The sequence below is a fragment of the Pelomicrobium sp. P1 genome, assembly GCF_052805615.1.
Genome location: NZ_JBRBEM010000017.1, coordinates 1 through 24,457 on the forward strand (window position 1 = coordinate 1; position 24,457 = coordinate 24,457).

The 24,457-nt window shown below is 67.0% G+C and carries 15 protein-coding genes and 3 pseudogenes; 12 read left to right on the forward strand and 6 right to left on the reverse strand.

From position 1 onward, the window contains the following. The 6 genes from ACUVYZ_RS14975 to ACUVYZ_RS15000 form a co-directional block, all read right to left on the reverse strand. The coding region (locus ACUVYZ_RS14975) for a dihydrolipoyl dehydrogenase family protein (protein ID WP_446033082.1) at window positions 1–1,391 on the reverse strand (1,391 nt) is incomplete at its 3' end. Window positions 1,392–1,398: 7 nt separating this feature from the next. Continuing rightward, window positions 1,399–2,844, reverse strand: a complete 1,446-nt coding sequence (gene mgtE, locus ACUVYZ_RS14980; protein ID WP_439933182.1) for a magnesium transporter — start codon at window positions 2,842–2,844, stop codon at window positions 1,399–1,401. 101 nt (window positions 2,845–2,945) lie between these two features. Beyond that, window positions 2,946–3,641 carry a monofunctional biosynthetic peptidoglycan transglycosylase gene (gene mtgA / locus ACUVYZ_RS14985; RefSeq protein WP_439933181.1) on the reverse strand — a complete coding sequence of 232 codons (696 nt, stop codon included), beginning with the start codon at window positions 3,639–3,641 and terminating at the stop codon, window positions 2,946–2,948. A gap of 19 nt (window positions 3,642–3,660) precedes the next feature. Then, complete coding sequence (aroE, locus tag ACUVYZ_RS14990; protein ID WP_439933180.1) at window positions 3,661–4,497, reverse strand: shikimate dehydrogenase; 837 nt, start codon at window positions 4,495–4,497, stop codon at window positions 3,661–3,663. Between the two features lie 269 nt (window positions 4,498–4,766). Then, window positions 4,767–5,690 (reverse strand): energy transducer TonB, encoded by a 924-nt coding sequence (locus ACUVYZ_RS14995; RefSeq protein ID WP_439933179.1) that lies wholly within the window; start codon window positions 5,688–5,690, stop codon window positions 4,767–4,769. Between the two features lie 406 nt (window positions 5,691–6,096). Continuing rightward, complete coding sequence (locus tag ACUVYZ_RS15000; RefSeq protein WP_439933178.1) at window positions 6,097–7,953, reverse strand: ribonuclease catalytic domain-containing protein; 1,857 nt, start codon at window positions 7,951–7,953, stop codon at window positions 6,097–6,099. Between the two features lie 376 nt (window positions 7,954–8,329). Between ACUVYZ_RS15000 and ACUVYZ_RS15005 the strand changes: the two genes are divergently transcribed. From ACUVYZ_RS15005 to ACUVYZ_RS15060, 12 genes and pseudogenes are all read left to right on the forward strand, one after another. Beyond that, window positions 8,330–9,574 carry an ATP-binding protein gene (locus ACUVYZ_RS15005; RefSeq protein ID WP_439933177.1) on the forward strand — a complete coding sequence of 415 codons (1,245 nt, stop codon included), beginning with the start codon at window positions 8,330–8,332 and terminating at the stop codon, window positions 9,572–9,574. Between the two features lie 423 nt (window positions 9,575–9,997). Next, window positions 9,998–11,097 (forward strand): annotated as a pseudogene (locus ACUVYZ_RS15010) (type I restriction-modification system subunit M); the annotation flags it as partial. Between the two features lie 14 nt (window positions 11,098–11,111). Continuing rightward, on the forward strand, window positions 11,112–13,271 hold the full coding sequence (locus tag ACUVYZ_RS15015; protein WP_439933176.1) for a type I restriction-modification system subunit M: 2,160 nt from the start codon (window positions 11,112–11,114) through the stop codon (window positions 13,269–13,271). 114 nt (window positions 13,272–13,385) lie between these two features. Continuing rightward, entirely contained in the window at window positions 13,386–13,994 is a 609-nt protein-coding gene (locus tag ACUVYZ_RS15020; RefSeq protein ID WP_439933175.1) for a type IV toxin-antitoxin system AbiEi family antitoxin domain-containing protein, read from the forward strand. Then, window positions 13,991–14,929, forward strand: a complete 939-nt coding sequence (locus ACUVYZ_RS15025; RefSeq protein WP_439933174.1) for a nucleotidyl transferase AbiEii/AbiGii toxin family protein — start codon at window positions 13,991–13,993, stop codon at window positions 14,927–14,929. Before ACUVYZ_RS15020 ends, ACUVYZ_RS15025 begins: the two co-directional genes overlap by 4 nt. Further along, the gene (locus tag ACUVYZ_RS15030) at window positions 14,926–16,779 is read left to right on the forward strand and encodes a DUF262 domain-containing protein (RefSeq protein WP_439933173.1); all 1,854 of its coding nucleotides are present in this window, start codon (window positions 14,926–14,928) and stop codon (window positions 16,777–16,779) included. Before ACUVYZ_RS15025 ends, ACUVYZ_RS15030 begins: the two co-directional genes overlap by 4 nt. Then, the gene (locus ACUVYZ_RS15035) at window positions 16,776–18,143 is read left to right on the forward strand and encodes a restriction endonuclease subunit S (protein ID WP_439933172.1); all 1,368 of its coding nucleotides are present in this window, start codon (window positions 16,776–16,778) and stop codon (window positions 18,141–18,143) included. The genes ACUVYZ_RS15030 and ACUVYZ_RS15035 overlap by 4 nt, the downstream gene beginning before the upstream one ends. Next, on the forward strand, window positions 18,140–19,291 hold the full coding sequence (locus ACUVYZ_RS15040) for an ImmA/IrrE family metallo-endopeptidase (RefSeq protein ID WP_439933171.1): 1,152 nt from the start codon (window positions 18,140–18,142) through the stop codon (window positions 19,289–19,291). Before ACUVYZ_RS15035 ends, ACUVYZ_RS15040 begins: the two co-directional genes overlap by 4 nt. Further along, on the forward strand, window positions 19,291–19,791 hold the full coding sequence (locus ACUVYZ_RS15045) for a DUF4411 family protein (protein ID WP_439933170.1): 501 nt from the start codon (window positions 19,291–19,293) through the stop codon (window positions 19,789–19,791). The genes ACUVYZ_RS15040 and ACUVYZ_RS15045 overlap by 1 nt, the downstream gene beginning before the upstream one ends. Beyond that, window positions 19,788–23,339, forward strand: coding sequence for an RNA-binding domain-containing protein (locus ACUVYZ_RS15050; protein WP_439933169.1), 3,552 nt, complete (start codon window positions 19,788–19,790; stop codon window positions 23,337–23,339). Before ACUVYZ_RS15045 ends, ACUVYZ_RS15050 begins: the two co-directional genes overlap by 4 nt. Before the next feature lie 19 nt (window positions 23,340–23,358). Next, a pseudogene (locus tag ACUVYZ_RS15055) lies at window positions 23,359–24,231 on the forward strand (type I restriction enzyme subunit R domain-containing protein); the annotation flags it as partial. Window positions 24,232–24,267: 36 nt separating this feature from the next. After that, window positions 24,268–24,453, forward strand: a pseudogene (locus ACUVYZ_RS15060) (GIY-YIG nuclease family protein); the annotation flags it as partial. Window positions 24,454–24,457: the final 4 nt, after the last annotated feature.

The window sequence follows — 24,457 nt, forward strand, 5'->3', positions numbered from 1 at the left end:
CCGTCGCCGAAGACCGGCCCCTGCAGGGCCCACTTGGCGGCCAGGGTCTCCACCGCGTTCAGGAACTCCTCGGCCCGGGTGGGATGGTTGTAGAAGGCCCGGGCGAGGCTCGCAAGGGCGCGGGGATTGCGCAGCTCCCGGGCGATCACATGAATGAGCTCGTCCGCCTGGCGCCCCACCACCTCCGCGCCGAGGAGCGTCCCGCCATCCGCGTCCGCCACGAGCCGAACGAAACCCTCCGGCGCGTCCTGGGCCAGGGCCGCGGGATTCGCCTCAAAGGCGGCGAAGCCCACCGCCGGCTCCAGGTCCCGGGCCTCCGCCTCGTCCTCGTTGAGTCCCACCCGTCCCAATTCCAGGGCCGAGTAGACGAGCGTCGGCACCGCCTCCGCGTCCCGCCGCCGGGAGTCGGGCGCCAGGATATTGGCCACCGCCACGCTGGCCTCCGCCAGGGCGTGGTTGGAGGTCATGGCGGGGTTGGCCACGTCGCCGATGGCGAAGATATGGGGAACGCTCGTGCGCTGGGCCTCATCCACCACCACGAACCCGGCAGCGTCGGTCTTCACGCCCAGCGTCTCAAGCCCCAGCCCGGCGGTGCAAGGAATACGCCCGCTGCCGAGGAGCACCCAGTCGACCCGCTCCTCGGACCCGTCGGGAAGGATGAGCACCACGCCTTCCGCCGTGATCCGGGCCCCCCGCACCCGGGAGCGGGTGCGGGGGGCGACGCCGAAACCAACGAGGCGCTCCCGCAGCAGCTTCAAGGCCGGCCTGCTGAAGCCGGCGCGGGAGAGGGGCTCGGCATGGGTGAGCCACAGGACTTCGCAGCCCAGCATGGCGAGGATGAAGGCCATCTCGGTGCCCACCACACCGCTTCCCACTACCGCCACCCGCCGCCCTGGCGGCGGCGGGAAATCGAACAGGTCGTCGGTGGTGAGGATGCGGCCTTCGGTTCTGGGCAAGGTGTTGGGAACGAAGGGCACGGAGCCCGTGGCGAGGATCAGGTGGTCCGCGGTGAACGCTTCGCCGCCTACCGCCACGGTGTGGGCATCCCGCAGGCGGGCTTCTCCCGTGAACGCCCGGATGCCCAGGCGCTTCATGTAATTTACGTAGCTCTCCCGCACCTCCGCCACCACGCGGCGCTGGTGCTGCCAGGCCCCGGCGAGATCCGCCCGCAGCCGGCCTTCCACGCCTCGGTCCGCGAACCGGGCGCTTTCCGCCATCAGCATCGCCGTGTGATGCCAGGCCTTCTTGGGCACGCAGCCCCGATTGAGGCAGGTGCCGCCCCACTGCCCCTTCTCCACGATGGCGACGGTGAGCCCCCGCAGGGCGGCCAGCACCGCGGCCCGGTAGCCCCCGGGCCCCGAGCCGATCACCGCCAGGTCGAAATTCCCCATGCAGGCCTCAGGTGAGGAAGAGGGTCGCCAGTCCCAGGAAAATGAAGAACCCGCCGCTGTCGGTGATGGCGGTGATCATCACGCTGGAACCCGCGGCCGGGTCGGCCCCGAGCCGATAGCGGACGAGGGGGATCGTCACTCCCATTACCGCTGCGAGCAACAGGTTTAGGATCATGGCGGCCATCATCACCAGCCCCAGGGGCACGCTCTGGTAGATGGCGTAGGCGAACAGCCCCACCACCCCCCCCCAGACGACGCCGTTCACCAGGGCGACGGCGATCTCCTTGAGGAACAGCTTCCTGGCGTTCTCCCGGGTGATCTGCCCCAGGGCCAGGGCCCGCACGATCATGGTGATGGTCTGATTGCCTGAATTGCCCCCGATGCCGGCGACGATGGGCATGAGGGCCGCCAGGGCGGTCAATTGGGCGATGGTGCCTTCGAAGATGCCGATCACCCGGGAGGCGATGAAGGCGGTCACCAGGTTGATGGCGAGCCAGGCCCAGCGGTTCTTCACGCTCTTGATCACCGGGGCGAAGAGGTCCTCCTCCTCTTCCAGGCCCCCGAGCCCCAGGACCTCGGCTTCGGACTTCTCCCGGATGTAGTCCACCACCGCGTCCACCGTGATCCGTCCCACGATCTTGTTGTCGGCGGAGACCACCGGCGCGCTCACCAGGTCGTAGCGCTCGAAGGCGTTGGCCGCGTCCCGCGCCTTGTCCTCCGGCCGGAAGGTGACGATGTCCTGCTCCATCACCTCCTTGACCACGGTCTCCGGGTCGTGGAGCAGCAACCGCTGGATGGGCAGCACCCCCCTCAGGGTGCCGGTGCGGTCCACTACGAACAGCTTGTCGGTCTGATCGGGAAACTCGTCCAGCCGGCGCAGGTAGCGCAGCACCACCTCCAGGGTCACGTCCTCCCGCACGGTGATGATGTCGAAGTCCATGAGCGCCCCGACGCTGTCCTCGGGATAGGACAGGGCCGACTGCAGCCGCGCCCGCTCCTCGGCCGGCAGCGACAGCATCACCTCCTCGATCACCTGGGGCGGGAGGTCCGGGGCTAGGTCCGCCAGCTCGTCCGTGTCCAGGGTCTGGGCGGCGGCCCGCAGTTCCGCCTCATCCATGTTCTGGATGAGGCTCTCCCGCACCGCGTCCGAGACCTCCAGCAGGATCTCCCCGTCGCGCTCGGCCTTGACCAGGTCCCACACCAGCAGGCGCTGCTCCAGGGGCAGCACCTCCAGCAGCCGGGCCACGTCGGCGGGGTGCATGGCATCCAGCTTCTTCTGCAGCTCCGTCAGGTGCTGCTTGTGCACGAGCTGCTCCACCATCTCGTGGCGCGGCATCTCCTGGCGATGGACCATGTTCTCCACCAGCTCGTGCTTGTGGAGCAGGTCGATCACCTCCTGGAGGTCGCTTTGGGGCGCCTCCGACGCGCGCCTGGTTTCCTCGACTTCGCTCATGGGCTTCAAAGAGAATGCTGGAATTCTAGGCGATAAACGCAGGGGCGGTCGAACGGCTGACGCGAAGGTCGCGCCAGCCACCAAGAAAACACGCGAGGCGTCTAGGGGGCCTGAACCGCGGGCATGCGAGCGAGGATGATCTCGGTCTTGCGCTCGAGCCAGCGGGTATTGCGGCGGCGGTCGTAGTAGCGGGGGTTGGGCACCATGGCGGCGAGCCGCGCTGCCTGCCACTCGCTCAAGGCCGCGGCGGACGTGCCGAAGTAGTGGCGCGCGGCGGCCTCAGCGCCGAACACCCCGTTGCCCCACTCGATCACGTTGAGATAGATCTCCAGGATGCGGCGCTTGCTCATCACCGCCTCCAGCATGACGGTGATGAGGGCTTCCTGCGCCTTGCGCCAGGGGGTGCGCTCCGGCGACAGGAAAAGGTTCTTCGCGAGCTGCTGGCTGATGGTGGAAGCCCCCACCACGATGCGTCCCTCCCTCAGATTCTTCTCGTAGGCCTTCTGAATCGCCTCGAAGTCGAAGCCTTCGTGCTCCAGGAACCGGGCGTCCTCCGCCGCCACGATGGCCCGCTTGAGATGGGGCGAGATCCGCCCGTAGGGGACCCACCGGTGCTTGAGCTGGGCGTTGGGATGCTCCCGGCGCAGCTCCGCAAGCCGCCGCTCCATGAAAGCGGTGCTCTGCGGATTGAAGGTGTTCCAATAGAGGACGTGGCCGAAGATCCAGAGCTGGTAGCCGATGAAGGCCACCAGGGCGAGCAACGCCACGCGCAGAATGAAGCGGCCGAGCCCCTTCATGGCGAATGCCCCGGCCCCCTCAATCCAGGGGCGGCAGCTCCCGCGCGAGCCGCTCGATCACCGGCCGGGTCGCCGGCCGCACTCCCCGCCATACCAGGAAGGATTCGGCCGCCTGCTCCACCAGCATCCCCAACCCGTCGGCGATGCGCCCCGCCCCCCGCGCCCGGGCGAAGCGCAGGAACGGGGTCGTCCCCCGGCCATAGACCAGGTCGTAGGCCAGGGATCCGGGGGCGAAGGTCCCGGAAGGAAGGGGCGGAAGCTCCCCCGCGAGGGAGACGGAGGTGCCATTGACGACCAGGTCGAAGGCCTGGCCCGCAAGCGCGGCGTAGCCCCGGGCCGTCACGTCCTGATACCCTGCCGCCCGGGCGATCGCCGCCAGCTCCTCCGCCCGGGATACGGAGCGGTTGGCGATCGTGAGGCGTGCTACGCCCCGGGCGAGGAGCGGAAGCAGCACCCCCCGGGCGGCGCCCCCTGCCCCCATGAGGAGTACTCGGCGCCCCGCCAGGGGAAAATCCAGGTTTTGCTCCAGGTCCCGCACCAGGCCCGCCCCGTCGGTGTTGTCCCCCAGGATGCGCCCATTCTCGAAGGTGAGAGTGTTGACCGCTCCCGCCTGCTCCGCCCGGGGCGTGCGGGCGTCGGATAGGGCGAACGCCTCCTGCTTGAAGGGTACCGTCACGTTCATGCCCCGGCCGCCAGCATCGCGGAAGGCGCGCACCGCCTGGGCGAAGCCGTCCAGGGGCGCCAGGATCGCTTCGTAGGTCAGATCCTGCCCCGTCTGGCGGGCGAACTCGGCGTGGATCCAAGGCGAGCGGCTGTGGGCGATGGGGTTACCGATGACGGCGTAGCGGTCGGGCATTTCAGGAATCGGAGATCAATATCAAAAACGAACCGCCGCCCGCAGCGAAACGCACCGGATCAAGAGGCCTACCCCGCCGTAGGGTGCGTTGAGCGCCGCGAAACGCACCGCCAACCGGCGCAGGAGCAAGAACGCTCCCCAGCGGTGCCCTAAAGCGCACCCTACAGAACGCCGCCGTCTCCCAAAGGGCGCGCAGAGCGCAAGCGAAACGCATCGACAGGGAGCGAAAGGCTTCAGCACCATCGATCCCGGGTCCTCCTGCGATGCCTTCATTCCGCGATCAACTGATCCGAGCGGGTGAAGATCCAGGTGCGGGAGATCACCAGGATGTCCGTGTCCTTGCGGATGTTCTCGGGGAACGGCGCGAAGGGGGCCGCTAGCTTCACGATGCGCAGCGCCGCCTCGTCCAGCACCTTGTGCCCCGAAGAGCGGTTGATCTCCACCTTCTCCACCTCCCCGTCGGACTTGATGGACACGGTCACCACCAGGTTGCCGAAGATCTTGTTGCGCCGGGCTTCGTCCGGGTAGTTGAGGTTGCCCACCCGCTCGATCTTCATGCGCCAGTCTTCCACGTAGCGGGCGAAGCGGTATTCGGTGGCCCGGGCGCCGATGAACTTGCGCCGGGGACGCTTCTGGTAGCTCTCCCAGTCCTTTTCGATCTGGGCCTGAAGGCGCGCGAGCTGCATGCTCCGGGCCATCAGCTCGGAAGCATCGGGAAGCTCGGGCTGGGGCGGCTCCTCCACCTTTTCGCTCTCTTTCGGTTCCGCAGGCGGGGGGGCCGGCGGCGCCTGCTCCTTCACCTGGGCCATCAAGCGCCTGGCCTTCTGCTCCAGCTCCTGGACCCGGCGCGCCGCTTGGGCGAGCTCCATCGAGGGCGTGTCTTTCTGTTTCGCCGGAAGGGGGCTCTTGGCCCGGCGCGGGGCGTCGGTGTTGCCGCCCCCGTCCAGGTTCGCCTGGGCGTAGGCCTCCACCTTGGCCGGCGCCTCCCGGGTGCGGGCGTTCACCAGGATCACCTCGATGGGAGGGGCGGTGTTCACCACCCTGGAGGGATCGGGGAGCTTGAAGCCCACGCCGAAGGCGACGAAGCCGTGCAGCGCCACCGAGAACCCCAGGGCGACGGCCATGCGGGTGGACGGATCGAAAGCGTGGCCCCGGGGCCATCCGCCCGCCCCGAAGAGCTTTCGTGCTGCCATCACGCTGGCCAAACGTCCTCGAAGAATCGGTTTCGGAAGAATGTGCTACAAAAGAAAGCTGCGCCGATTGTAGAGCTTTCGTTCGAGTGAGTCACGCCGGCGCGGGAAGCGCTTTCGCCGGGCCCCTTCTCCTCGGGCAGACGGATTCCCCTCTACTGTCCGGAGTTCACCGTTCGTCAACAATTCACTACCCGTTTCTGCTCCTTCCGCTTCAAGGAGGAGGCCGGCTGCACTTGTACTCCTCCCCCTTCAAGGGGGGGTTGGGAAGGGGATGGGGTGCGCGCAGTCACCGGTCCGTAGAGCGCAGCCTGCCCGCGCCGCACGGGTCGCTGGTGCGCCAAGGCGCACTCTACACGCTGAGGGAGCAGACCGGCACGAATTTTCCGACCCTTGCCCACCGCTGCCCTCAGGCCCGAAGCGCCTCCGCCTCCACGCCCGCGAAGCGGGCCTGCACCGTGAGCTCCCACAGGTCTATTTCCCCCACCTCGATCCGCACCCGGGTGCCGGGTTTAAGCTCCGGAAGGGAAGGCACCCGCAGATAGAGGGGGATGCGGTCCACCTTCACCACCCCCTCCCGCTGTACCTCGGCGCCGGTCGCCCGAACCCCCTCCTGCAGGAGCCAGCGCAGGCACCAATAGCGCTCCATGGTGCGCTGGAACTCGCCATAGGCGTCGTAGGTCACCTCGAAGTCGCGCATGGCGGCCAAGAGCTCTTCGTCTCCCTGGGCGTAAGGCGGCGCCTCCCCCGAAATGAGCGCGATCAACTGGCGCTGGTTCATGAGGTCCACATAGCGCCGCAAGGGCGAGGAAGACCAGGCGTACTGCTCCACCCCCAACCCCTGGTGGGGCGAAGGCACCGTGGTCATGCGCACGCCGGAAGCGCCCTGGGCCCGGTAGATGGCGGCGAAGCCTGCCTCGGCGAGCTGCCGGCCCCAGGCCTGGTTCACCTGGATCATGAGCTCCGCCACCACCTTGTCGATGGGGGAACCCCGGCGCCGCTCGGTGATGGTGATCCGGTCGTCCACCACGTAGAAGTTGTAGTCCACCCGCGCCTGCTCGCTCTCCCCGTTTTTGCCGCGGGCCGCCTGGAGCCGGTTCGCGAGCGCCCAGAGGAGCGCCAACTCCTCGGCGAAGGGATAATCGCGCCGCCCCTGGGCCAAGCTCGTCTCGTTAAACTGCGCCTCCAGCGCGTCGTGGCGCAGGTTGGCGGCGATGCGCACCCGCTCGAGGCGGCTGTCGATGGCGCGCACCTCCAGCTCGGGGCTCAAGTCCAGGTACATGCTGAGGGCCGGCCGGTCCCCATCCTCGCTCAAGCTATGGCGCTCGATCAGCGCGTCGGGAAGCATGGTGATTTTGGCCCCGGGCATATACACCGTGGACAGCCGCCGCCGCGCCTCCTGGTCCAGGGCCGAGCCCCGGGTCACGGACAGGGCGGGCGCGGCGATGTGGATGCCCACCCGCACGGCTCCGCCGGGAAGGCGGGTGACCGAGAACGCGTCGTCGATCTCGGTGGTGGTCACATCGTCGATGGAGAAGGCTCGCGCTTCGGCCAGGGGCAGCTCAGGGAGCGCCCCGGGCTCGAGGCCCGGATCGAATCCCGTCCCCTGAGGGAAGTACTGATACAGGAAGCGCTGCAGGTGATAGTCGTGGCTGGAGGCGAGCGCCCCGCAGCGCTCGAAGAGCCGCGCGGGGGAGAGCTTCAACTCGCTGCAGGCCGCTTCCAGCGCCTTGTACTCGAGGGACTGCTTGTCCGGGTCGTACAGGAGCCGCGCGACCTGGGGCCGGAACGCCTCGGGAAGCTCGAAGCGCTTGAGCGCCTCCACGTACTGGGCCTGTCGCTCCGCCTGCTGGCGCTTGCGCTCCAGACTCGCCAGCGCCGCCTTCAGGTTCTCCGGCGGCGCCGCCTGGAAGCGGCCCTTGCCCCGACGGTAAAAGTACATGGGCGCGGCGCACAGCCGCAGGAGCACGGCGGCGGCCTCCACCGGGGACGGCGGATGGCCGAAATACTCCCGGGCGAGGTCTTCGAACCCGAACTCTTCGCTCCCGCAGCACTGCCAGAGAAAGTCCGGGTCCATGGTGTCGGCGAGGGTCTTGGCCTGCTCCAGCAGCGCCAGGGGTGCGGGCTCGGCGAAGCGCAGCAGGACGTTCCCCGCCTTCACCTTGGTGCGCTTGCCGTGGGGCGACTCCACGTGGAGCGAGGTCACATTGTCGGCGAGCACGGCGCCGGCTTTGAGGGTGCCGCTTTCTTCGTACAGGACGTTCATCGGACGGATCGGGGCCGCGCAATGCGGCACTTCGGGAGGAAGCCCGCGCCGGCGGACGGGGCGCAAGCCGGATCAGTGGGGGCGCATTATACCGGAGGCGGGGCTGGGCGGGCACGATGGCGCGTCTCGCACTTCAACCTACGCCACCGAAACCCTCGCAACGCGGCCCTCTTTCCCGGCGCCATAGATGGGGCGAGGACCGACACCGCGTCCGCCCCCTGCGCCGGCCGTTCCGGCGCGAGCCGGACTTCGGCGTAACCAGCGTGAACGACGACTTCGCGGAGCTACTGGCTCGAGCGGAGGAGCCTTGCCGACCCCAGCCGGACGAGGGTTGGCCGGTCAGACAATACCGTTAGAGTATGATTATCATACGCCCATGGAATCGAGCCCGCACGCCACCGTGCTCCCCCGCGCCGCTTCCCGCGCGCTCGAGGCGGCTTTTCGCGTCATGCCCGTCGTGGTGCTGCTGGGCGCGCGGCAGACCGGCAAGACCACGCTCGTTCGCACGCACCCCGAGCTCTCCGCTCGACCGTACTTCACGCTCGATGACCTGGACCTGCGGCTTCAGGCCGAGGCCGATCCCGAAGCGCTGGTATCGCGCGCCTCCACGCTCGTACTCGATGAGGTGCAGCGCGCAAGAGACCTGCTCATCGCCGTTAAGCGCGCCGTGGATCGCGACCGGCCCCGTCGCCCGGGACGCTTTGTGCTGATGGGATCGGCGAACTTGCTCATGCTGCGGCAGATCGGCGAGACGCTGGCCGGGCGCGCCGCCTATGTGACGCTTTGGCCCCTGACGGTGAGCGAGCTGGCCGGCGCCGGAAGGACCGGTGTGTGGAGCGAACTCCTCGCCGTTCGCGCGGCAAAGTGGCGCGACGTGCTGGAGGGCGCAAGACGCGCCCCCGCCGACTGGCGGGAGGCCGTGCGCCGCGGCGGTTTCCCCGTTCCCGCGCACGAGCTGTCCACCGCCGACGAGCGGGCCATCTGGTTCTCCGGCTACCTCCAGACCTATCTCGAGCGCGATCTGCCCGAACTGCGCGCGGTAGAGAACCTGGCGGAGTTCCGCCGTCTGGCGCAAGCCGCCTGTCTGCGCCTGGGCTCGCTGCTCAACCAGGCCGAGCTCGGCCGCGATGTGGGCATCAGCCAGCCACAGGTGCATCGCTTCCTGAATGTGCTCGAGGCGAGCTATCTCGCCTTCCGCCTGCCCGCCTTTGCCATCAACCGCACCAAACGGTTGATCAAAACCCCCAAGCTCTACTGGTGCGACACCGCATTCGCCCTGCACTTGAGCGGCGAAGCCGAGCCCCGCGGGGCGCATCTGGAAAACCTGGTGCTGCTCGACCTCATCGCCTGGCGGGCACTCACGACGCCGCGGCCCGAAGTGCTCTACTGGCGCACCGCCGAGGGCACCGAGGTGGACTTCGTGATCGAGACGAGCCGTCGGCTCCTGCCCGTCGAGGTCAAGGCCGCCGCGCGCGTGCTGCCTGCCGATGCCAAAGGTCTGGAAACCTTCCTCGAGGAATACGCCGACCGCGCCGATGGCGGTCTTTTGCTCTACGGCGGCGAGGACATCTTCCCCCTCACGCGCCGCGTGCTCGCGGCGCCATGGTGGAGGGTGTTGTGAAGAAGACACTTCCGACGTCACGCAGTCGCAGACGCCCGCCGCAAGGGCGCGGCAGCGCATGCCTTCCTCGAGCGGCACCGGCTCATGAGCCAGGGCATCGGCGACCTCGACGCCCACCTGATCGCCGCCACCGCGTTAGCCGGCTCCGTCCGGGGGGTGGGCCCGGGACCCGCAACGCGCCGCCGCGGCCCAGGCGCTGAAGCCCTCCCACTGTGAATAAGCCTCGCCCGCGCCCGCTATACCCTCCCCGGTTCGGGGCACCGAGAAGTTCAACCCTATCCCGATGGGATGCCTCTTGCCAGAGGAGGAAGGAATGCGTTTAATCCACCCCTGTCCCAGGCAACCGGAGCATGGGGCCGGTGCCCGGACTCGGCTCGGAAACCCCTAGCAGCTCCCAGACCCAGAAGACCCACAAGGAACGGGATGACAAGATCGAAGAACGAAGCGAAAACGGCAAAGAACAACGGCGCCATTGTGGGCTACGAGGCCGAACTGTGGCGCATGGCCGATGCGCTGCGCGGCTCGATGGACGCCGCCGAGTACAAGCACGTCGTCCTCGGCCTCATCTTCCTCAAGTACATCTCGGATGCCTTCGAGGAGCACCACGCCAAGCTCGAAGCGCAGCGCGACCAGAACGCGGACCCCGAAGACCCGGACGAGTACCGCGGGGACAACGTCTTCTGGGTGCCGCCTGAGGCCCGATGGGAGTATCTCCATTCGCAGGCGAAGCAGCCGACCATCGGCCAGCTCGTGGACGACGCGATGGCCGCGATCGAGCGCGAAACGAAGTTTCGGCGCAGGCTGACGTGAGCGCAGCGCACGTCAAGCCGCGAAGCGGCGGCCGCAGCCACAACCCGGCGCTGAAGGGCGTGCTGCCGAAGGAGTACGCCCGCCCGGCGCTCGACAAGACGCGCCTCGGCCAGCTCATCGACCTGATCAGCGACATCAAGGTCGGCGACGAGGCGAACCGCGCCAAGGACGTGCTCGGCCGCGTCTACGAGTACTTCCTCTCGCAGTTCGCGAGCGCCGAGGGGAAGAATGGCGGCGAGTTCTACACCCCGCGTTGTGTGGTCAAGCTCCTGGTCGAGATGCTCGAGCCCTACCGCGGCCGCGTGTACGACCCCTGCTGTGGATCGGGCGGCATGTTCGTGCAGTCGGTGGAGTTCATCCGCCTGTCTGCGTGCGCACACGCACAGGCAGGCGCGCACGCGAACGGCAACGGCAACGGCGGCAAGGCCAAGGCCGACCTGCCTGCGCCGCAAAGCGTGGCGGCGCGGCAGGCAGGCATCTCGATCTACGGCCAGGAGTCGAACTACACGACCTGGCGGCTGGCCAAGATGAACTTCGCCATCCGCGGCATCGAGGGCCAGATCGCCCACGGCGACACCTTCCACAACGACCGCTTCCCCGACCTCAAGGCCGACTTCATCCTCGCCAACCCGCCGTTCAACGTCTCCGACTGGGGCGGCGAGCGCCTGCGCGACGACAAGCGCTGGAAGGACAGTTCGTCGCCCACTGCAGACCGGAGCACCTGCCCATGAACCACAGCGAGATCGTCAGCTTCCTCTGGGGTGTCGCGGACCTCATCCGCGACACCTTCAAGCGCGGCAAGTACCAGGACGTGATCCTGCCGCTCACGGTGCTCCGCCGCCTGGACTGCGTGCTCGCCGACACGAAGGACGCCGTCCTCAAGCGTCAGGCAGAGCTTAAAGGCAAGGGGCTCAAGGATCTCGATGCGCAGCTCCGGCGCGCATCGGGCTTCGCCTTCTACAACACCTCGCGCTACGACTTCGAGAAGCTGCTCGCCGACGCGCCGCACCTCGCCGCCAACCTGCGGAACTACATCGCCGGCTTCAGCCCCAACATGCGCGAGGTGCTCGAGAAGTTCGACTTCGACAACACGATCAGCAAGCTCGATGAAGCGGGCCTTCTCTTCCAGGTGCTCGAGCGCTTCAAGGAGGTCGACCTTCACCCGGACAGGATCGACAACCCGACGATGGGCACGATCTTCGAGGAGCTGATCCGGAAGTTCAACGAGGCGCTGAACGAGAATCCCGGCGAGCACTTCACGCCGCGCGACGTCGTGCACCTGATGGTGGACCTGATGCTGGCTGGCGACGCCGAGCGCATCCGCCGCAAGGGCATCGTCTGCACCGTGTACGACCCCTGCTGCGGCTCCGGCGGCATGTTGATGATCACCAAGGAACACGTCACCGTCGGCCTTCGCAAGAACGGTGATCTGCTCCGGCCGCCGATCAACCCGCACGCGGAGATCCATCTCTTCGGCCAGGAGGTCAACCCGGAGACCTGGGCCGTCTCGAAGTCCGATCTCTTCATGAAGGATCCGACGGGACGCGATGCGGACAACATCGCCTACGGCAGCGTGCTCTCCAACGACAAGCACGCGGGGCGGAGCTTCGACTACATGATCGCGAACCCGCCCTACGGCAAGGACTGGAAGCGCGACGAGGACGCCGTGCGCGCCGAGCACGAGCGCGGCGCTTCGGGCCGCTTCGCCCCGGGCCTGCCGCGGATCAGCGACGGGCAGCTCCTGTTCCTGCTGCACATGCTCGCGCACATGAAGGACCCGAAGGAAGGCGGGTCGCGCATCGCCATCATCACGAACGGCTCGCCGCTCTTCACCGGTGACGCCGGCAGCGGCGAGAGTGAAATCCGGCGATTCATCCTGGAGCATGACCTGCTCGAAGCGCTGATCGCGCTGCCCGAGCAGCTCTTCTACAACACCGGGATCGCGACCTATGTGTGGGTCGTCACCAATCGCAAGGCGGCGGCTCGCAAGGGAAAGGTCCAGCTCATCGACGCGAGCGGCTTCTGGGTGCCGATGCGCAAGAGCCTCGGCGACAAGCGCCGCGAGATCCCGCCGGAGCGTGCGCAGGACATCCTGAAGATCCTCGCCGACTTCCGCGACGGCGACATGCGCCGGATCGTGAAGGACGGGAAGGAAGAAGAGGTGGTCGTGAGCCGCATCTTCCCGACCACGCACTTCGGCTTCCGCAAGATCACGGTCGAGCGGCCGCTGAAGCTCAACTTCCAGGCGACGCCGGAGCGGATCGCACGACTCGACGACGAGAAGGCATTTCAAAATCTCGCCACATCGAAGAAGAAGGGCGCTGCCGGCGAGAAGGAACGCGCCGAGGGATTGAAGCTGCAGGACGCCATTCGCGCCCTCCTGCGCGGTCTGCCCGATACGCTCTACAAGCATCGGGAGGAGTTCGAGCGCGTGCTCCGCGAGGCGGCCCGCAAGGCCGGTCTCAAGCTTACGGCGCCCGCCGAAAAGGCGATCCTGTCGGCGCTCTCCGAGCGCGACGAGACCGCCGCGATCTGCCGCGACAAGGACGGCAATCCCGAGCCCGATCCCGAGCTGCGTGACACCGAGAGCGTGCCGCTGCCCGAAGGCGACGATCCCGCCGACGCGGCGGGCGTTCCGGCCAGCGTCCGAGCCTTCTTCGACCGCGAAGTCCGGCCGCACGTACCGGATGCCTGGATCGACACCGGGAAGCGCGACCCGCGGGACGGTCGCGTCGGCGTCGTCGGCTACGAGATCAACTTCAACCGCTACTTCTACCGCTACACGCCGCCTCGCCCCGTCGAGGAGATCGAGGCCGACATCCGCGCCATCGAGGCGGACATCGTGCGGATGCTGGCGGAGGTGACGGGAGGCGGTGCCGACCGGTAGGGCGCAAAGCGTCGGCACGTACGCGTGGGTGCCGACATTCGCGCGAAGCGGCGGCCGAGAGGAGGACCGTGGCGAAACGTTGACATTTGTGTATAATTGTCTACACTTTGCCACATGGCACCATCGGCTGCTGCTGATCGGGTTCTGCGGCTCGCGGCCCGCCGTGGCGTGCTGACTCGCGCAGAAGTCGCCAAAGCGGGCATTCACACCCATACGCTCAGCCGGCTCGTCCGATCCGGCGTGCTGGAGCGAGTCGGGCGTGGTGTCTACCGGCGAGCCGACGCGCCGATCAGCGAACATCATGGACTGGCCCTAGCGGCCGCTGCGGTACCAGAGGGCGTGGTGTGCCTGCTATCCGCACTCAACTTTCATCGGCTCGGGACGCAGCTCCCCCACGAGGTGTGGATCGCGCTCGACCGCTCCGCGCGCCACCCTTCGATCCGATATCCGAGACTGCGCGTCGTGCGCTTCAGCGGCCAAGCCCTCCGCGAAGGCGTGGAGACCCACCGCATCGAAGGCCAGACGGTGCGCATCTACGGCGTCGCCAAGACCATCGCGGACCTCTTCAAATACCGCAACAAGATCGGCCTCGACGTGGCGCTGGAAGCACTTCGCGAAGGTTGGCGAGCGCGGCGCTTCACCATGGACGAGCTTCATCGCTACGCCCGTATCTGCCGCGTGGAGCGCGTGATGCGGCCGTATCTGGAGGCGCTCGCGGCATGACCGCGCAGACCAAGGGGCTCCCCATGTCGCTCCAAGCGCGGCTCGTGCGCCACGCGCGGGCGACGGGCCTCGATCCCAACCTGGTCCTTACGCGTTACGGCCTGGAGCGTTTCCTCTATCGCCTGTCCCGCTCGCCCCATGCCGATCGGTTCGTGCTCAAGGGTGCGCTGCTCATGCTCGTGTGGCTGGGGGAGACCATCCGGCCCACGCGGGATGCCGACCTGCTCGGCTTCGGCGACATATCCGAGCAGTCGCTGGCCATGATCTTCGCGGAAGTGTGTAGCGTCCGCGTGGAGCCGGATGGAGTGGAATTCCTACCGTCATCGGTGCGCGTGGCACCGATCCGGGAGGACGACTTCTATGGCGGTATGCGCGCCACGCTTCAAGGCAGGCTAGGCACCGCCCGGCTCTATGTGCAGGTGGATGTCGGCATCGGTGACGCCGTCTATCCGGAGGCCGAGTGGCTCGAGTATCCCGGCCTGCTCGATCTGCCGCGGCCCAAGCTGCGGGCCTATCGGCCGGAAACCACCATCGCCGAAAAGCTCCATGCGATAGTCGTCCTCGGCGAGGTCAATAGCCGCCTGCGCGATTTCTTCGACATCCTGGCGCTGGCGCGCCACTATCGCTTCGACGGCGACGTGCTCGCCGCGTCGGTGCGCGCGACGTTCGAGCGCCGCCGCACGCCAGTCCCTGCCTCGCTGCCGGTGGCGTTGACGCGCCAATTCGCTGCGATCCCGGGTAAGCAGGCCCAGTGGGAGGCGTTCTTGCGCAAAAGCGGACTCTCGTCCGTACCCGCACAACTTGGCGAGGTGACAGCCCAAATCGCGTCCTTCGTCGAGCCTGTCATGGGGGCTGCTCGTGACGGCCGCTCCCTTGATCTCGTTTGGCCACCCGGAGGCCCCTGGTCGCGAGAACAACCACCGGAGGCACGATGACCACCACCCCCCGACCCTCGCGCGAGATCGACGGCAAGGGTCGCACCGTGCGCGAACTGCTCGCCGGCCGCAAGTACTCGATCGACTACTACCAGCGCGAGTACAAGTGGCAGCGCAAGCAGCTCGCCGAGCTGATCGACGACCTGGCCGCCAAATTCCTCGAAAGCCACGAGGACGGCAACGAGCGCAGCGCCGTCGCCGACTACGGTCACTACTTCCTCGGCTCGATCATCGTCAGTGACAAGGACGGGCAGAAGTTCATCATCGACGGGCAGCAGCGCCTGACCACGCTGACGCTGCTCCTGATCTTCCTGCATCACCGCCTAGACGACGCCGAGCAGAAAGGACAGATCGCCGACCTGATCTTCTCGCAGAAGTACGGCAAGCGCTCCTTCAACCTCGACATTCCCGAGCGCGCCGCCTGCATGGAGGCGCTCTACAAGGGCGAGGAGTTCACCGACCCCGACCCGCCCGAGTCCATCGCCAACATCCTCGCCCGTTACGCGGAGCTGGAGGACCTCTTCCCGGACGAGCTCGCCGGTCCGGCGCTGCCGTACTTCGTGGACTGGCTGGTCGAGAACGTGCATCTGGTCGAGATCACCGCCTACTCCGACGAGGACGCCTACACGATCTTCGAGACGATGAACGACCGCGGGCTCTCGCTCACGCCCGCGGACATGCTAAAGGGCTATCTCCTCGCCAACATCACCGACACGGAGAAGCGCACGCGGGCGAGCAAGGTCTGGAAGGAGCGCGTGCAGGCGCTCGCGGAGCTGGGCAAGGACGAGGACGCCGACGGCATCAAGTCGTGGCTGCGCAGCCAGTACGCCGAGAGCATCCGCGAACGCAAGCGCGGCGCCGCGCCGCAGGACTTCGACCTCATCGGCACCGAGTTCCACCGCTGGGTGCGCGATCACGAAGAGCGGCTCGGCCTCACGGCGAGCGCCGAGTTCGCGCGCTTCATCGAGCGCGATTTCGCCTTCTATGCCCGCTGGTACGAGCGCCTGCGCCGGGCGGCCGAAACGCTGACGCCCGGGCTCGAGTGCGTGCACTTCAACGCACAGCACAACTTCACGCTCCAGTATCCGGTGCTGCTCGCGCCGCTGCGCGTCGAGGATGACGAGGCCACGGCGCTGCGCAAGGTGCGGGTGGTGGCCACCTACCTCGACATCCTGATCCACCGCCGCATCTGGAACTTCCGCGCCATCGACTACTCGACGATGCAGTACGCGATGTTCCTCGTGATGCGCGACGTGCGTGGCAGGACCGCCACCGAGCTCGCCGCGATGCTCAAGGACCGGCTCGACCCCGAGACCGCGCCCGACTTCGCCGCGAACGGCGCCTTCCGCCTGCACGGGATGAACGGCCGGCAGATCCACCGCCTGCTCGCGCGCATGACCGACTACGTCGAGACCCGCTCCGGCCAGGCGTCGCGCTATGCCGAGTACGCGCAGCGGGGGAAGAAGGGCTACGAGATCGAGCACGTCTGGGCCGACCACCCGGAGCGGCACCAGGACGAGTTCGGCCACCCGAGCGAGTTCCAGGAGTACCGCAACCGCATCGGCGGCCTGCTTCTTCTGCCCAAGAGCTTCAACGCGAGCTACGGTGACCTGCCCTACGCGGAGAAGCGCAAGCACTACGCCGGGCAGAACCTGCTCGCGCGGAGCCTCCACGAGAGCGCCTACGACCACAACCCGGGGTTCAAGCGGTTCATCGCCGAAAGCGGGTTGCCGTTCCGTGCGCACGCCGAGTTCCGGAAGGCCGACCTCGACGCGCGGCAGGCGCTCTACCAGCGGCTCGCGGAGCGGATCTGGAGTCCGGAGCGGCTGGCGCAGGAGGCAGCGTCGTGAGCGAAGCGGTGCGCATGCTGCGCGCGGAGCCGCTTCGGCGGTTCAAGCCGTACCCGGCGTACAAGGACTCCGGCGTCGAGTGGCTGGGGGAGATTCCGGCGCATTGGGAGGTGAAGCGGCTGAAGCGTCTCGTTGAATTTCGCGGAGGTGGTACGCCGACGAAGGACAGTATCGAGTACTGGCGCGGAGACATCCCTTGGGTGTCGCCCAAGGACATGAAGGTGTGGATTGTCGATGACACGGAAGACAAGATCACGCTGCAAGCTGTGCGGGAGAGTGCGACTAAGCTTGTGCCCAAAGGAGCAGTATTGATCGTCGTTCGCTCTGGGATCCTTGCGCACAGTATCCCGGTTGCGATCGCGGGTCGCGAGCTGACGCTAAATCAAGATCTGAAGGCGTTGATACCCAGAGAGATCCTTCTATCAGACTACTTGGCACAGTTCATCTCGGGCATGCAGCGAGAGCTTCTCGTTGCATGGAAGAAGGAAGGCGCGACAGTTGAGAGTCTAGAGCTCGATCTGGTGACTCAGACGCCGACCTTAGTGCCGCCTCCGTCCGAGCAACGCGCCATCGCCGCGTTCCTCGACCGGGAGACGGCGCGGATCGATGCGCTGGTGGCGAAGAAGGAGCGGCTGATCGAGCTGCTCCAGGAGAAGCGCACGGCCCTCATCACCCGCGCCGTCACCAAGGGCCTCGACCCGACCGTCCCCATGAAGGACTCCGGCGTCGAGTGGCTGGGGGAGATTCCGGTGCATTGGACGGCCACTGCCCTCAAGCGCATCGGCGAACTACAGGCTGGAGCAGGCTTCCCCGATGATGAGCAAGGTGTACTCGATGAGGAGGTGCCGTTCTTCAAGGTTGGTGACATGGGCATGCCCGGGAACGAACGGGAGATGCTCGTGCATCAGCACAGCGTCTCTCGGGCGACGGCGCGGAGGCTGGGCGCTTTCGTGTTTCCGCCGCGGACCATCGTCTTCGCGAAGGTCGGAGCCGCCCTGTTGCTGAACCGCAGGAGGCTGCTTGTGCGCCCCTCGTGCATTGACAACAACATGATGGGCTTCATTCCTTACGAATGCGATCCAACCTGGGCGCTGTACTGGCTCAGCGGATTGGACATGGGGGAGCTGGCAAACCCGGGCGCCGTGCCTTCGGTCAACGAGGGCCAGATGCGCGACACTCCGGCTGCAGTGCCCCCCGAACCCGAGCAACGCGCCATCGCCGCGTTCCTCGACCGGGAGACCGCCCGAATCGACGCCCTCATCGCCAAAATCCGTGACGCCATCGACCGCCTCAAGGAACTCCGCACCGCGCTCATCTCCGCCGCGGTAACCGGCAAGATCGACGTGCGGGAGGAGGTTGCATGACGTCGCCGCGTGTGGCGGTCGCACCCGGCATGCTCGCCTGGGCGTGCGAGCGCGCCCGGCTCGGATTCGACGACCTCACGGGCCGCTTTCCACGTCTGACGGCATGGGATGCGGGCGAAGTGCAGCCGACGCTGAAGCAGCTTGAAGACTTCGCGAAGACCGTACACGTGCCGATCGGCTACCTCTTCCTGCGCGAGCCGCCCGACGAGCCCTTGCCAATTCCGGATTTCCGCACGCGCGCGGACCGTCCGGTGCAACGTCCGAGCCCGGATCTGCTCGACACCGTGTACCTCTGCCAGCAGCGGCAGGACTGGTATCGCGATTTCGCGCGCCAAGTGGGCGAAGAGCGGCTTTCTTTCGTCGGTTCGCTTCGCCTGGAAGACGACGTGGTCCAAGCGGCCGCAAGAATTCGCGCTGCGCTGGGCTTCGACCTCGACGCGCGTCGACAGATGCCCACCTGGACCGAGGCGCTGCGCCGCTTCATCGAGCAGGCGGACGCGCTCGGCGTGCTGGTGATGGTGTGCGGCGTGGTCGGCAGCAACAACCGCCGCAAGCTCGACCCGAACGAGTTTCGCGGCTTCGCGCTCGCCGATCCGATTGCGCCGCTCGTGTTCGTGAACGGCGCGGACAGCAAGGCCGCCCAGATGTTCACGCTGGCGCACGAGCTCGCCCATATCTGGCTCGGGCAATCGGCGCTCTCCGACGCGCGCGCGGCGGAGGTACCGGCTCGGGCAGTCGAGCGCTGGTGCAACCAGGTGGCTGCGGAGCTACTCGTCCCGCTTGCTGCATTTCGCGAAGCGCACGACCGCCGCGCCGAGCTGCGCGCCGAACTTGATCGCCTCGCGCGGCGGTTCAAGGTGAGCACGCTCGTCATCCTGCGTCGGATGCACGACGCCGGCACGTTGCGCGGCGAGGCGTACTGGCAGGCATACGAGGCCGAGGTCGAGCGGCTGCGCGCGCTGCCCGGTAGTAGCGGCGGCAATTTCTATCTGACGCTCGGCGCAAGAGCGAGCAAGCGCTTCGCCCGCGCACTCGTCGTCAGCACGCTCGAAGGGCGCTCCTCGTTCACGGAAGCCTTCCGGCTGCTCGGCTTCCGCAAAATGTCCACGTTCCGAGAGCTCGGCCACAGCCTGGGAGTCGGGTTCTGATGGCCTACCTCCTCGATGCCGACGTGTTCATCCGGGCGAAGAACCTGCACTACGGATTCGATTTCTGTCCAGCATTTTGGGAATGGCTCGTCGAGCAAAACGCGACCGGCAAAGTCTTCAGCATCGAGAAGGTCGGCCACGAGTTGCTCGCCATGGCAGACAAGCTGTCCGACTGGGCGCGAGAGCGCGGGCCGGGATTCTTCCTTCGCCCCGATGCCAGCGTGCAGAACTCGCTCGCGACAGTGAGCACCTGGGCCTCGTCGCAACACTACGAGCCCTCGGCAATCAGCACCTTCTTGCAGGTCGCCGATTACTACCTCGTGTCTCAGGCACATACTGGCGGGCACGTCGTCGTGACGCATGAAGTGCCCGCCGCGTCGCCCCGCAAGATCAAGATCCCGGATGCTTGCCTCGGGCTGGGCATCAAGTGCATGACGCCCTACGAAATGCTCCGCGTAGAACGGGCGCGGTTCGTCCTGGGAAGGGGAGGCGCCGCGTGAACCCGAAGATCTCCGAACGCGCCTTCGAGGATGCGATCGAGTGCGCGCTGCTCCAGTACGGCCCCGACGCCTGCCCGGGCGACGCGACGGCGGTCCGCGAGCCCTCGCCGCCGTACGGCGAGAACCCGCCCGGAGGCTACCGCAGGCGCAAGCCCGAGGACTACGACCGCGCGCTCTGCCTCCTGCCGCGCGATGTCGTGGACTTCGTGCTCGCCACGCAACCGAAGGAATGGAAGAAGCTCGAGCAGCACCACGGATCAGCGGTGCGGGAGCAGTTCCTCCGGCGCCTCGCCGCCGAGATCGAGCGGCGCGGGGCGCTCGACGTGCTGCGCAACGGCATCAAGGATTCGGGCTGCAAGTTCCAGCTCGCGTACTTCCGCCCGGCGAGCGGACTCAACGAGGAGACGCGGCGGCTGTACCAGGCGAACCTGTTCTCCATTGTGCGCCAGGTGCGCTACAGCACGAAGAACGAGAACAGCCTCGACCTGGTGCTGTTCCTGAACGGCATCCCGATCTTCACCGCAGAGCTCAAGAACCCGCTCAGCGGGCAGGACGTCGAGGACGCGATCCGGCAGTACAAGACCGATCGCGACCCGCGCGAGCCCCTCCTCAAGTACGGCCGCTGCCTCGCGCACTTCGCGGTGGACCCGGACCTCGTCTACGTGACGACGCACCTCGCGGGCGAGCGGACGCGCTTCCTGCCGTTCAACAAGGGCAAGTTCGGCGGCGCCGGCAATCCGCCCGTGCCGCCGACGCAGAAGGGCTACGCCACCGCCTACCTCTGGGAAGAGGCCTGGGCGCGCGACAGCGTGCTCGACCTCGTGCGCCAGTTCATCCACGAGGTCGAAGAGGAGGACGAGAAGGGGAAGAAGACCGGCAAGCGCTTCCTCATCTTCCCGCGCTACCAGCAGCTCGACTGCGTGCGCCGGCTCATCGCCGACGCGCGCGCACGCGGCCCGGGCCAGCGGTATCTCATCCAGCACTCGGCCGGCAGCGGCAAGAGCTTCACCATCGCCTGGCTCGCGCACCAGCTTTCCACGCTGCACGACGCGAGCGACCGGCGCGTCTTCGACTCGATCATCGTCGTCACGGACCGGCGCGTGCTCGACCGCCAGCTCCAGACCACGATGCGCCAGTTCGAGCAGACGCTCGGCGTGGTCGAGAACATCGACACCACCTCGCGCCAGCTCAAGGAGGCGCTCGAGTCGGGCAAGACCATCATCGTCACGACGCTGCAGAAGTTCCCCGTCATCGCCGACCAGATCGGCGAGCTGCCCGGCCGACGCTTCGCCGTAATCGTGGACGAGGCGCACTCGTCGCAGTCCGGCGAGATCTCGAAGTCGCTCAAAGCGTCTTTGGCGGCGAAGAGCCTGGAGGACGCCGAGCGGGAGGATGCGGAAGGTGAAGAAGGCGGGGACGAGGTGGACAACCTCGCGCTCGCCGAGGCGGTGAAGCGCGGTCACGTTCCGAACCTCTCGCTCTTCGCCTTCACGGCGACGCCGAAACCCAAGACGCTCGAGCTGTTCGGCACGAAGCGCGCGGACGGGAAGTTTGCGCCCTTCCACCTCTACAGCATGCGCCAGGCCATCGAGGAGGGCTTCATCCTCGACGTGCTGCAGAACTACACGACCTACTCGGCCTACTGGCGGCTGCTCAAGAAGATCGAGGACGACCCGCGCTACGACAAGCGGAAGGCGGAGTACCTGCTCAAGTCGTTCGTCGAGCTGCACCCGCACGCGATCGGCGAGAAGGTGAAGATCATGGTCGAGCACTTCGCGTCGCAGGTGCAGGGCGAGATCGGCGGCAAGGCGAAGGCGATGATCGTCACCCGTTCGCGCCTGCACGCGGTGCGCTACAAGCTCGCGGTGGACAAGTACCTCGCCGAGCGTGGCTATCCGTTCAAGGCACTGGTGGCCTTCTCGGGAACGGTCAAGGACGGCGGGAAGGACTACACCGAGGCCAACATGAACGGCTTCCCCGAAGCGCAGACCGCGAAGACGTTCGAGCGCCCGGAGTACCGGTTCCTGATCGTCGCCAACAAGTTCCAGACCGGCTTCGACCAGCCGCTGCTGCACACGATGTACGTGGACAAGAAGCTGGGCGGCGTGAACGCCGTGCAGACGCTCTCGCGGCTCAACCGCACGCACCCCGAGAAGAAAAGCACGATGGTGCTCGACTTCGCCAACGAAGCGCACGAGATCCAGGCGGCGTTCGAGCCCTACTACGAGACGACGCTGCTCTCGGAGGCGACCGACCCGAACCTCCTCTACGAGATGGAGCACCGGCTCGCCGCGTTCCCCGTGTACACCGGCGCGGACATCGAGGCGTTCGCGAAGGTCTACTTCGATCCCAAGGCGACGCAGGACCGGCTCTACGCCGTGCTGAACCCGCTGGTCGATCGCTTCCAGGCGCTCTCGAAGGAGGAGCAGACGGACTTCCGCGGCCAGCTCACCGACTATGTGCGGCTCTACGCATTCCTCGCCCAGGTGATGCCCTTCGCCGACGCGAGCCTAGAGAAGCTCTACGTCTTCGCGCGCCACCTGCGGCGGCTCCTGCCCGCGGACCGGGAGGCGCTCCCGCGCGAGGTGCAGCAGAACATCGACATGGAGTCGTACCGGATCCAGCAGACGGGCAGCGGCAGGATCGCGCTCGATCGCAAGCCCGGCGTGCTGGACCCGGTGATCACGAAGAGCGCGCACGGCGCGTCCCCGGAAGAGCTTGAAGCGCTCTCGCGCATCATCGCCGAGCTGAACGAGCGCTTCGGTCTCAACCTCGGCCCCGAGCACCGCGTGACGCTCGGCCAGATGATGGAAAAGCTGGACGAGGACGCCGCGCTGGATGCCGCCGCGCGCGTCAACACGCGCGAGAACGTGCGGCTCACCTTTGACCAGAAGGTTGAGCAGGTAATCCAGGAGATCGTCGACTCGAACTTCGAACTCTACAAGCGCATCACCGACGACCGCGCCTTCGGCGAGGCGGTCAAGAACTTCCTCTTCGACCAGTACTTGCGCGCCCACCGCAACGCCGAGGAGCTGATCAAGCGCGGCGAGTCCAAGACACTGGAGTTCAAGTCCACGCTGCGCTGGAGCCTCAAGGAAGACCGACAGGACGACAAGGGCGTGACGCACGCCGTGCTCAAGACGATCGCCGCGTTCCTGAACACCGATGGCGGCGATCTGCTGATCGGCGTGGCCGACGACGGCAGCATTGTCGGTATCGAGGCCGACCGTCTGGAGTCCGACGACAAGTTCATGCTCCACCTCGCGCAAGTGGTTCGCAACGGGCTGGGCGATCGGGCGGGCACCTGCATCGATCCGAAGTGCCAGGTCGTGCAGGGCAAAACAGTTTGCGTCGTGACCTGCCAGCGCAGCCCAGAGCCGGTGTTTCTCAAGTGGAAGGGACTCGAGGCAGCGAGCGAGGGCGACTTCTTCGTGCGCAGCGGCCCGGGGACCGTAAAGCTCCCTCCCGACAGCGCTCGGGAGTACATTCGCACGCGCTTCGCCACGAGAGCGGCGGAGAGTGGGACCGATTCGGGAGGGGCTGTCTGACAACCACATCCGGATGCTGGCGTTCATCGGCTTCACCGGCACGCCGATCGAACTGCAGGACGCCAACTCGCACGCCGTGTTCGGCGACTACATCAGCGTCTACGACATCCAGCGCGCGGTGCGGGACGGCGCGACGGTGCCGATCTACTACGAAAGCCGACTCGCGAAGCTCGCGCTCGACGAAGCCGAGCGGCCGAAGATCGACCCGGACTTCGAAGAGGCGACCGAGGGCGAGGAGGTCGAGCGCAAGGAGAAGCTCAAGACCAAGTGGGCGCAGCTCGAGGCGGTGGTCGGCGCCGAGAAGCGGCTCGAACTGGTGGCGCGCGACATCGTCGAGCACTTCGAGAAGCGGCTGGAGGCGATGGACGGCAAGGCGATGATCGTCTGCATGAGCCGCCGCATCTGCGTGGGGCTCTACCGGGAGCTGGTGAAACTCCGGCCCGCGTGGCACGACGAGGACGACGCCCGCGGCGCGATCAAGGTGGTGATGACCGGCTCCGCCTCCGATCCTCCCGACTGGCAGGGCCACATCCGCAACAAGCCCCGGCGCGAGGCGCTGGCCAACCGGTTCCGTGACCCGAACGACCCCTTCAAGCTCGCCATCGTCCGCGACATGTGGCTCACCGGCTTCGACGCGCCCTCTCTCCACACCATGTACCTCGACAAGCCCATGCGCGGCCACGGCCTGATGCAGGCGATTGCGCGCGTCAACCGCGTGTTCCGCGACAAACCCGGTGGGCACGTGGTGGACTACCTGGGCCTGACACACGAACTCAAGGCGGCGCTCGCCACCTACACCGAGAGCGGCGGCACGGGGCGCACGGCACTCGACCAGGACGAGGCCGTGGCCCTGATGCTGGAGAAGTACGAGGTCTGCTGCGGGCTGTTCCACCTGCCTGCGCCGCCGCCCAGCCCATTCTACGTTTACGCTATAGAGTGCGAAGGCGGCAGTCTTTACATCGGTCAAACCGATGACCTACTCCGTCGTTGGCGAGAGCATCAGGTCGGAACGGCCTCAGGATGGACCAAACGACATCGGCCTCTGAGAATCGCGCATTACGAGTTGGCATCCTCGCGAGATGAGGCCGTGCGCATGGAAGCCGAGTGGAAAACCGGGT